We start from the raw sequence: 361 nt of genomic DNA, 5'->3' as shown, positions 1-361 counted from the left end.
CGCAAGCAATCCGGTTCTGGTCGGCGGTTCGACCGCTTTCCTGGTGACGCTGTTCTATGTCTCGGCCAACGCGCTCTGGTATCAGCCCTTTCCGCATCCCGGCGCTTTCTTCGCCACCCGAAGCATCGAGAATTTCCCGCACACCCTATCCAACGAATCGGAAACCACCATCAACATCCTGCGCCAGGCGCCGGCACAGCAGACGCCCAAGCCCGATCCGGTCGTCGAGCAGGTGCAGGGCATCCTGAAGGATCTCAACTTCTATGACGGCACGGTTGACGGCTTGACAGGCCCGGCCACCCGCAAGGCCATCCAGGCCTATCAGCTGAAAGTCGGGCTGCCGGGGTCGGGCGAGATTGAC

General features: G+C 62.0%; 1 protein-coding gene. It reads left to right on the top strand.

Features of this window, described 5'->3' with window-relative positions:
- Positions 1-361 (top strand): peptidoglycan-binding domain-containing protein (locus EN852_RS36540; RefSeq protein ID WP_189546466.1); only part of this gene is annotated, 361 nt, incomplete at both ends.

The sequence above is a fragment of the Mesorhizobium sp. M2E.F.Ca.ET.209.01.1.1 genome (genome assembly GCF_004010375.2).
Taxonomy (GTDB): Bacteria; Pseudomonadota; Alphaproteobacteria; order Rhizobiales; family Rhizobiaceae; genus Mesorhizobium.
The sequence above is the reverse complement of the archived record's forward strand: the minus strand, read 5'-3'. Positions and strand labels throughout refer to the sequence as shown.